This window comes from Paraburkholderia franconis, assembly GCF_009362735.1.
GTDB lineage: Bacteria > Pseudomonadota > Gammaproteobacteria > Burkholderiales > Burkholderiaceae > Paraburkholderia > Paraburkholderia franconis.
Genome location: NZ_WHNP01000143.1, coordinates 1 through 8,538, shown reverse-complemented (window position 1 = coordinate 8,538; position 8,538 = coordinate 1). Strand labels below are relative to the sequence as shown.

The 8,538-nt window shown below is 59.5% G+C and carries 9 protein-coding genes and 3 pseudogenes; 7 read left to right on the top strand and 5 right to left on the bottom strand.

The genetic code is table 11. From position 1 onward, the window contains the following. The coding region (locus tag GCT13_RS45925) for a phage integrase N-terminal SAM-like domain-containing protein (protein ID WP_321575053.1) at positions 1-121 on the bottom strand (121 nt) is incomplete at its 3' end. Positions 122-615: 494 nt separating this feature from the next. Here GCT13_RS45925 and GCT13_RS45920 point away from each other — a divergent pair. Together GCT13_RS45920 and GCT13_RS45915 are read left to right on the top strand one after the other, a co-directional pair. Beyond that, positions 616-1,725, top strand: a complete 1,110-nt coding sequence (locus GCT13_RS45920) for a glycosyltransferase family 4 protein (RefSeq protein WP_152768242.1) — start codon at positions 616-618, stop codon at positions 1,723-1,725. Then, on the top strand, positions 1,722-2,567 hold the full coding sequence (locus GCT13_RS45915) for a polysaccharide deacetylase family protein (RefSeq protein WP_152768239.1): 846 nt from the start codon (positions 1,722-1,724) through the stop codon (positions 2,565-2,567). The genes GCT13_RS45920 and GCT13_RS45915 overlap by 4 nt, the downstream gene beginning before the upstream one ends. Before the next feature lie 110 nt (positions 2,568-2,677). Here GCT13_RS45915 and GCT13_RS45910 read toward each other — a convergent pair. Further along, positions 2,678-2,965: pseudogene (locus tag GCT13_RS45910) on the bottom strand (IS6 family transposase); the annotation flags it as partial. Between the two features lie 482 nt (positions 2,966-3,447). Here GCT13_RS45910 and GCT13_RS51540 point away from each other — a divergent pair. After that, a complete protein-coding gene (locus GCT13_RS51540; protein WP_407670966.1) occupies positions 3,448-3,555 on the top strand; it encodes a DUF2798 domain-containing protein in 108 nt (35 codons plus the stop codon). A 73-nt stretch (positions 3,556-3,628) separates the two neighbouring features. Beyond that, positions 3,629-4,039, top strand: a complete 411-nt coding sequence (locus GCT13_RS45900; protein ID WP_193727966.1) for an SMP-30/gluconolactonase/LRE family protein — start codon at positions 3,629-3,631, stop codon at positions 4,037-4,039. Between the two features lie 230 nt (positions 4,040-4,269). On the opposite strand, the gene GCT13_RS45895 is transcribed toward GCT13_RS45900, so the two are convergent. The 3 genes from GCT13_RS45895 to GCT13_RS45885 are packed head-to-tail and all read right to left on the bottom strand — an operon-like array spanning position 4,270 to position 6,912. Beyond that, positions 4,270-5,007, bottom strand: a complete 738-nt coding sequence (locus GCT13_RS45895) for an ABC transporter ATP-binding protein (protein WP_152768237.1) — start codon at positions 5,005-5,007, stop codon at positions 4,270-4,272. A gap of 36 nt (positions 5,008-5,043) precedes the next feature. After that, positions 5,044-6,063, bottom strand: coding sequence for a taurine ABC transporter substrate-binding protein (locus GCT13_RS45890; RefSeq protein ID WP_152768236.1), 1,020 nt, complete (start codon positions 6,061-6,063; stop codon positions 5,044-5,046). Between the two features lie 24 nt (positions 6,064-6,087). Next, positions 6,088-6,912, bottom strand: coding sequence for an ABC transporter permease (locus tag GCT13_RS45885; protein ID WP_227747376.1), 825 nt, complete (start codon positions 6,910-6,912; stop codon positions 6,088-6,090). Between the two features lie 604 nt (positions 6,913-7,516). Between GCT13_RS45885 and GCT13_RS45880 the strand changes: the two are divergent. The 3 genes and pseudogenes from GCT13_RS45880 to GCT13_RS45870 form a co-directional block, all read left to right on the top strand. Next, positions 7,517-7,727: pseudogene (locus GCT13_RS45880) on the top strand (PLP-dependent aminotransferase family protein); the annotation flags it as partial. Between the two features lie 153 nt (positions 7,728-7,880). Next, positions 7,881-8,018: pseudogene (locus GCT13_RS45875) on the top strand (nuclear transport factor 2 family protein); the annotation flags it as partial. Between the two features lie 190 nt (positions 8,019-8,208). Beyond that, positions 8,209-8,538: thiamine pyrophosphate-binding protein (locus GCT13_RS45870; RefSeq protein ID WP_265335352.1), on the top strand; the 330-nt coding region annotated here is incomplete at its 3' end.

The window sequence follows — 8,538 nt, the reverse complement described above, 5'->3', positions numbered from 1 at the left end:
GGTTCTCGACGGTGGCGGTATCGGGTGAACGCCCGAGGTATCGGGCGAACTGACGTACGGCACGCAGATAGGCGGCCTGGGTCTTCGGTGCGAACCTGCGCATGCGCAGGTCCTCAAGCATATGGCGGCGCAGCGGGCTGATGCCCGGATCGGAGGAGGTCATGATGGGGCTCCTGCTGGAGGGCGAGGCGGATTGCCTCAACCACCAACATAACCACCGGCGCCACTGGCCTCCCATTCGCCGCCAGAGTCGGGCCGCAGCCCCCTACCGCGCGAGCGGTTTAGTCCTGTCGGCCATACCTGACACTCACCCATCCGCCATCGAGAGGCGGCTACGAGCTGCATTCCCGACGTTCGCTGATCGGCAACAGCGAGTGACAGCTCTGGCTGCAATCGAACGCGTACTTACGAGCCACTCCGGCCACTGATCGCACGCGCGTTTAACGGCAGCTTCCGAGCACTTGGACGGTCATCATGGCCTTGTCTGCAGCAAGCGTTCGCCTAGGCAGCAGCGAAGATAAAAAATTACAGAACCCGACAATAATTACTGTATATTACGCATTTTTGCCTGTAAATTCAGACACTTACAAATGCATTTCGGGGACGAATCGGGGCATGAATATTTTGCATAGCGAGTCTTCAACGGGATGGGGCGGCCAGGAGATTCGCACATTAAAGGAGATGGTCGCATTGCGCGAGCGGGGGCATACCGTCGAACTGGTCTGTCCGGCGAGGGCAGAGATCGGTCGGCGCGCGGCGGCTGGCGGTTTTCCCGTGCATCACGCTCCCATGAGAACTGGCGGCGATGTTGCGTCAATGATGGCGATTCGGTCGCTTGTGAACCGCCGTGCGTTCGATGTGGTCAACACGCACAGCGGTCACGACACCCTCGTTGCCGGACTCGCGGCCCGGTCCGCGGGTACACCACTCGTGGTCAGGACGCGGCACCTGGCGTTACCGGTCACGTCGCTGGCGACGTATCGGTGGATTCCGCACCGTGTGATCGCCGTCAGTTCGTACGTGCACCGGTATCTGGTCTCGGCTGGTGTCGATCATGACCGGATTGCGACCATTTATGACGGCGTTCCCGAGCCAGAGCAGCAAATCGAATCGACATTGCGCAGCGAACTCGGCCTTGGCGCCGACGCGGTGATCGGCTGCATGGTCGCGATGATGCGAGACCAGAAAGGCCACGACGATCTGATCGAAGCGGTGCGGCCGCTGTTGACAAGCCGGCCCGAGTTGCATCTGGTCATGGCCGGCGACGGACCGAGCTTTGCGCGAATCCGAAGCCGTATCGAAGCGTTGGGGCTGAGTAGCCGGGTCCACCTGCTCGGTTTACGTCCGGACGTGCCGAATGTGCTGCGCGGCAGCGATTTTTTTGTGCTGCCGACTCATCAGGAAGCGCTCGGGCAGTCGTTCATTGAGGCCATGTCGCGCGGCTTGCCGGTGATCGGCACGCGCGTCGACGGCGTGCCGGAACTGATCGAGGATAGCGTCAACGGGTTGCTGGTTCCTCCGAAAGATCCTGTCTCGCTAAGGGCGGCGATCGTGCGGCTGCTCGATGATCGCGCGCTGCGCACGCGCCTTGGAGACCAGGCGCGCCGTATCATCGGGCGCTTTACGATCGCGCAGATGGCAGATCAAACGATCGCGTTTTACCGGCGATGCCTCACCGAACGAAACTACCATCAGAAACTGGCCGGACTGGGGCCGGTGTCATGAAGCACGTTGCGCGCGCGGTTCCGGTGCTGATGTATCACCACGTCAGTACGTCGCCCGGCATGATCACGGTTACGCCCGAGCATTTCGCCGAACAGATTGCATGTCTTGCGCAGCTTGACTACAGGACGCTGAGCGCGCGCCAGTTCGCGGACTACCTGGCGGGAGCGCCGGTCCCGCCGAAGTCGGTCGTCATCACGTTCGACGACGGGTATCTCGACAACTGGGTGCATGCGCATCCCATTTTGCAGCGGCATGGCTTCAGCGCACTTTGCTTCCTTGTAAGCGCGTGGCCGGGCGAGGGCGCGCCGCGGCCTAACGCGGCGGGTGGCGACATCGCCGCGCTGCCGCGTCTGCTTGGTCACGAGGACGGTGAATCGGCCATCGAGCACGGCCGGGCCGACGATGTGATCCTGCGCTGGTCCGAAATCGAGGCGATGCGGCACGCTGGTACGTTCGAGTTCCACAGCCACACGCACACACATGTTCGCTGGGATCGGCTGACACAAGATCGTGACGAAAAACGGGAACGACTGCGCGACGATCTGGTGAAAGCACGCGCGACGCTTCGTCAGCGGCTTGGCGATGTGTCGGACCATCTTTGCTGGCCGCAAGGCTATTACGATGACGACTACAGCGAGATCGCGCTCGCCGCTGGGTTCCGGCACTTTTATACGTGCGACCGAGGCACCAATCCGGTCCAGCGGCAACCTCTTCCAACGGAAGCCGGGCGATCGATCAGGCGACTTGAAGTGCGGGACAGGCCGGCTGCCTGGCTTGCCAGTCGTCTCTGGGTCCATAGCCGTCCGGCGATCAGCCGAGCTTACCTGGCCATCAAGCGCTGAAAGCCGACTTGCAGGCGGTTCGTGTTGCGACCACGCAAAGACGTTTGCCCTAAGCCGCTGCATCGGAAAAAACCGAAGCTCCGGGCAGGCCCAATCGGCGCACGATGTGCGAGATAGACCCATTTGCCGCGGATCTTCACATAGGTCTCGTCGACTCGCCACGATTGACCGGATGTCGTGGCCAGGCGATTCCAGCGTTTTACAAACTCCGGCGTGAACCGCTTGACCCAGCGCATGATCGTCGTGTGGGCCACCGACAGACCGCGCTCGCCCATCATTTCAGCGAGGTCTCGAAAACTGAGCTTGTAACGCAGGTACCAACGCACACAAAGGACGATAACTTCGCGATCAAGGTGGCGGCCGTCGAACAATCCGTCAACGTCTGTCAGCTTACGCATCGGCTCGTGCTCGTCAAAAACTCGAGCGTAACAGGCCGACGCATCCAAATTGCACCACGCCCCCCGGGCGAATATTCGCATAGTCCGCGGCGTGTCCATCTCGCAACCCACCCCATTTACATCGGTTCAATCTGCATCGAATAACAGCACTGTATCGGCACATTGCCTGCAGCGCATTCGACATATTTGACAGCATCGTCAACTTTGACTGTTGCACACAAACGCTCGTATTCAAGTGTTCGCCGGGCAACCATAAGCAGCGCAGCTTGAAGCAATTAGTTTTATTCGTTTGTCTGTGCGGTCGCGGCGTTTCATACTCGATCTGACACATCGAGCCATCGGGGATTTGCCGTATGTTTCGCATTCCGCACCGATTCACTCATTGTCTCTTCAGTGGAATACGAAGCGCCATGACGCGTGCAGTGGATTCAGCCATTTCGAGTGAACCGTTCTATTCGGAGAATACGTTCGTCGATCACTAGATCAGGTCCTATCTTTTTTCCTGGATGGTCATGCTCCCGCTGGCGCTCGTTGCCGTGCCTTTGATACGCAGGATCGTTGTCATGCTCGCCGCCTCGTCACGGAGTTGAGCCCGAAATACGAACATAATCTGAGTGCCGAATGCGCACATCTTCCAATCACACGATAGAGAGAACCCTCCGAATGAGAACAGAGACGGTCAAGTTGCTTGCGAACAATTTCGCTTTCCTGGAAGGACCGCGCTGGTACGATGGCCATCTGTGGGCATCCGACATCACCGACATGAAGCTTTATCGGATCACAGCAGCAGGCGAGCGCGAAGTCGTGTGCGACGTTCCGCGCCGTCCTTCAGGGATCGGCTTTATGCCCGATGGTTCTCCTGTCATCGCATCGATGGTCGATCGCAAGCTGATGCGCATCGTCGATGGCGAGCTGGTATTGCATGCGGACCTGTCCGCACTCGCTCCCGCCGATCTGAACGATCTCGTCGTGGATGATCTCTACGATCTTTTCGGCGGCGCGGTAAAAGAGCTTGTCGATCTTTTTTGTTGTCGAGCCCGATGGCGCGGCGCGCATCGCCGCGAGCGGCTTTGATTTCCCTAACGACGTGGTTCTCAAAGACGGCGGGAGCACACTCGTGATTGCCGAATCATGGTCGACTCGGCTTACCAGAGTCCCGCGCCATACTCAAAGAAAGCCTCGGCACATTGCATGGTTGAACTGTCGCTTCCGCGGTCGATGCAGTTTTCTGATACGAATAACTGTTCTTGCGCCACACAGTTAATCTAATGCCGTCAGCTTGACAACGCCTTTCTCGCCTGAGATCAATGCGCGAGAATACCCATCGCGCGCTTTTTCAGCTCCAGAAAGTGCGGTTCGAATGCGACCTTCGGCGTGCGCGGCCGTTCCAGTTCGATGGGCACGTCGAGCGCGACTCGCCCCGGTCGCGCCGAAAGCACGACAAGACGCGTACCGAGAAAGATCGCTTCGTCGATGTCATGGGTGATGAACACGACCGTGCAGTGGAGCTGCTCCCACAGCTCCGTCAAAAAGGTTTGCATAGAACTGCGGGTCTGCGCATCCAATGCGCCGAAGGGCTCGTCCATCAGCAGCACCTTCGGCTTCATGACGAGTGCCCGCGCAATCGCCACGCGCTGCTGCATGCCGCCCGACAGTTCGTAGGTCTTGTGCCGGGCGAAAGACTCGAGGCCGATGATCCGCAGGATGTCGGCCGAGTCCTTTCGGCGTTGCGCCCTGGGCACCGAATGCAGTGACGGCCCGAACTCGATGTTTTCTTCCACGCTCAGCCACGGAAACAAACCGGCCTGCTGAAACACGACGACACGGTCAGCGCCGGGCTGGTCCTTGATCTCGCCATCGATATAGATGTTGCCCCGCGTGGGTGACGTCAGACCGGCGAGCAGGTGCAGCAAGGTGGTCTTTCCGCAGCCTGAGGCGCCGAGCACAGTGACGAATTCGCCGCCCCGAAATTGCAGGTTGATGTTTTCCAGTGCCGATGTGGCACCGAATGTCTTGTACAGGGAATCGATGACGATGTTCAAGTTCGTCTCCTGCTTGATGGTCAGACAGTCAATGGATCAATGTGCGAAAGATTTGGAGTACTGTGGCGCGACATTCGAGTCGAAGTTCGCCGGCACCGACGGAATGCGGCCTATCATGTTGAGCACTTTGGCTGTATTCACCAGCGTCAGATAAGTTGCGGAGGTTTTGACGCCTGCGTCGAGTCCCATGACTTTCGGCGTGGTCTGGTCGGCGCCGGAGAACAGCTCGTAACCGGCAAGTTCACTCTTCGCAACGGGCACGGTCACGCCCGTTGCGCGCGCCATTTCAGCGAGCGCCTGGTCCCGATTCTTCATCGTCACCTGATAGCCTTGGTCGAGAGCCGCGACGAAACCGCGGACCAGGTCGGGATGCGCCTTCGCCCACTCCGAGTTGGCAATACAGACGTTGTAGCTCGAAGCTTCTCGCGGCAGATCGCCATCGGTCTTGATTGCCTTGCCGCCGGCCGCGCGCAGCGCGCTGAATACCGGGTCCCAGACGATCGCCGCGTCAATCGCGCCCGTCACCCAGGACGTACGCATCTGCGGCGGCGCCATGTTGATCTGCGTGACCGACGAATACGGCACATGCGCAGCCGCGAGGAAGGTCGCCAGTTCAAAGGAGGCCTGCGAGCCGGCCACGATCGCGATCTTCTTGCCTTGCAGCGAAGCGACGTCATGGATGCCGCTGTCGGGCTTGACCACGATGCCGGCCGCATCCGTGTAGCGCTCCTGGTTGTACACGATCGTCATTGGCAAGCCCTGCGCGATGGCCGTGACGAGCGGCGGAACGCCGAGGCCGCACATGAACGTGAGACTGTTCGACGCCAACGCGCTCATCGCGGCCGGGCCCGAGCTAAAGAGCTTGTATTGGATGTCGGCGTTCATCTGGTGTTCGAACATATGCTCGGCCATTGATACCATGTACGGATCGGCGCCGTTATCCTCGTAGCCGATGATGATCTCGGGCTTGTTCTGTGAGTAAGCCGCGCCCGGAACAAGACAACTGCCGGCAAGCATGGCCGCAGTGACGCCATAGACCCATTGCATCGTTTTCATTTTTCGTCTCCTCCAATAATGCGATCAGTTATGTCCGCGCCAGGGAACGACCAGATTTTCGATCTTGCGAATCACCAGTTCCATTGCATACCCGATCAACCCGATGATCACGATACCGACGATCACAATGCCAACCTGCAGCGCCTGTCCGGCGAACTGCACGAGCCAGCCCAGCCCGCTGCTCGCCGCGATCAGTTCCGCTGCAACAAGACAGGTCCACGCCACGCCGATCCCCACGCGCATCGCGGTGAAGATCTCCGGCAGCGCCGAAGGCAGCACGACCCTGCGGAAGATTTGCGCGTTGGTCGCACCGAGCGTGCGAGCGACCGAGATGCGTAAAGGCGGCGTGCTTTTCACGCCCGACATGGTGCCGATGATGATGACCGGAATCGTGCCAACGAGAATCAGGATGGCTTTAGGCAATTCGCCGATGCCGAACCACACCACCAGCAGCGGGATATAGGCGAGCGGCGGAACCGGCCGGACGAACTGCAGCAGGGGATCGATGATGTCGAACACGATCTTGTTCCGCGACATCAGGAGTCCGATGGGAACGCCGATCGCAATCGCGCCAACGAAGCCGATGACGATGCGAAAGCAACTAATCAGAACGTCACTAATGAGCGCCTGCCCGCCATATCCATTGTGGACGATTTCGACGAAGGCCTGCCACACCGCCACCGGCGAGGGCAGCGCGAACGCAGGGAAGATTCCCGCCATCGATATCGCCTGCCAAAGCATGACGGATATCGCGAGTACGGCGGTCGTCAACCAGTACGAATTCAACTTGCCGCGGGCGCGGCGGATCTTGATCACCGGCTCGATTGTCGAGTCGGCGGGATGCTTCATCGTCTTTGCTAGTCTGGGTAAGGCTCTCACCGCCATCTCCTCGAGTTGAAAAACAATGAGCACGCCAAGGAACGCCCTTTGTTACCCAATTCGCACGCGCTCCGCACGGATTGCAGCGTTGAATTGCCGGTCGGCAACCTGAAGTTCCGCGTCCTGTTCTGGTTCCGTTTCAAGTATAGTCAGCGGCTACCGGGACAGATTTCAGCTTCTCGCATTTCGCACTAGCGATCTCGCTCGTTTAGTCAAGCATTCTCAATCAATAAAGCGGCGGGTAGTACCAGGCGAGAAGATCCGATGGATCCAGTGCCTGATGAGCATTGTTCTTCGGTTTTTCGCCGTGTCGTGGGAACACCCAGCCTGATTTCTTCCGACTATTTCAACGGTCGCGCTGCCCGCAGCAAGGGCTCGACGCCCGCGCTCGCGTTGAGCTTGTTCCCGAGGGCGTTGTGCGGACTGTCTCATCGCCAGCAGCAGCTCCGAGGATTTACCTGATCGAATCGAGCAGCCAGTCTTGAAGATGATGTGTTGATTGAGTGACCGATAACGGGTCTCGCAAACGTCCTTTCGCCTGCCGTTTCAATCGAAATTCGCGAGATGCTAGTGGCGTTCATCCGTTAAATCCGCCAATTTGCAGAACTACGCATATTCCTTCATCTACGGCCGGTTCGATCGATTCGTGATTTCTGGTCAACGACTGGTGCGAGTGCTGCCTGAAGGTGCTCTCGATCATGAGAATCCGCAACCAGGCGCCCGATTTGATCGAGCGCGACGACAAGTCGCTGATCCAGCAGATCCGCACCCGTGTGCTGCCGCGATGCCTGGGTCTTTCCAGTTCGCGCGCTGGCCCAGGCGAAAGCTCCCCACTGGTGCTACCGCCCTCGACGGGCAAACCCTAACGTGTCGATATGCCGTGCCGCGCACGACTTCTCGCGCGCCGGACGGCACCGGCTATTCGACTGGAGACACGTATGGCAGACACGCTCAGCACCCGACCCGCCGTCACGGCCGACACGCTCACCGCCTTTTCCGAGGCATTCGACAGTCGTGACGCCAACGGGCTGATGGAGTTCATGACCGAGGACTGCGTGTTCGACGCGGCCGGTGGCTCCGGGGGAGCGCCCGAAGCAGCCTGCCTGACCTGAGTGCATCGGCGCTTGTCAGCGTCGGTCGTTTTGAAACAAAACGTTCCATTCCATTTCAAATTCATGCAACAAGGACGGAATCCCTTGACCCGTATGGGGCACCGAATAGCATTCGAAATACGGCATTCCGTCAAACGATAACCGGAGACAGTTGATGAGCGAAAACACCCCAACCCAGACGGCCAGCGGTCCGCAGGCGATGACCCCGTCCGAAGCCTTTGTCGAAACGCTGGCCGCCAACGGCGTCACCGAGATGTTCGGCATCATGGGCTCCGCCTTCATGGACGCGATGGACATCTTCGCGCCCGCCGGCATCCGCCTGATTCCCGTCGTCCACGAACAGGGCGCCGGTCACATGGCCGACGGCTATGCGCGCGTCTCGGGCCGCCATGGCGTGGTCATCGGCCAGAACGGCCCCGGCATCAGCAATGCCGTCACCGCGATTGCCGCCGCCTACTGGGCGCACAGCCCCGTGGTCATCGTC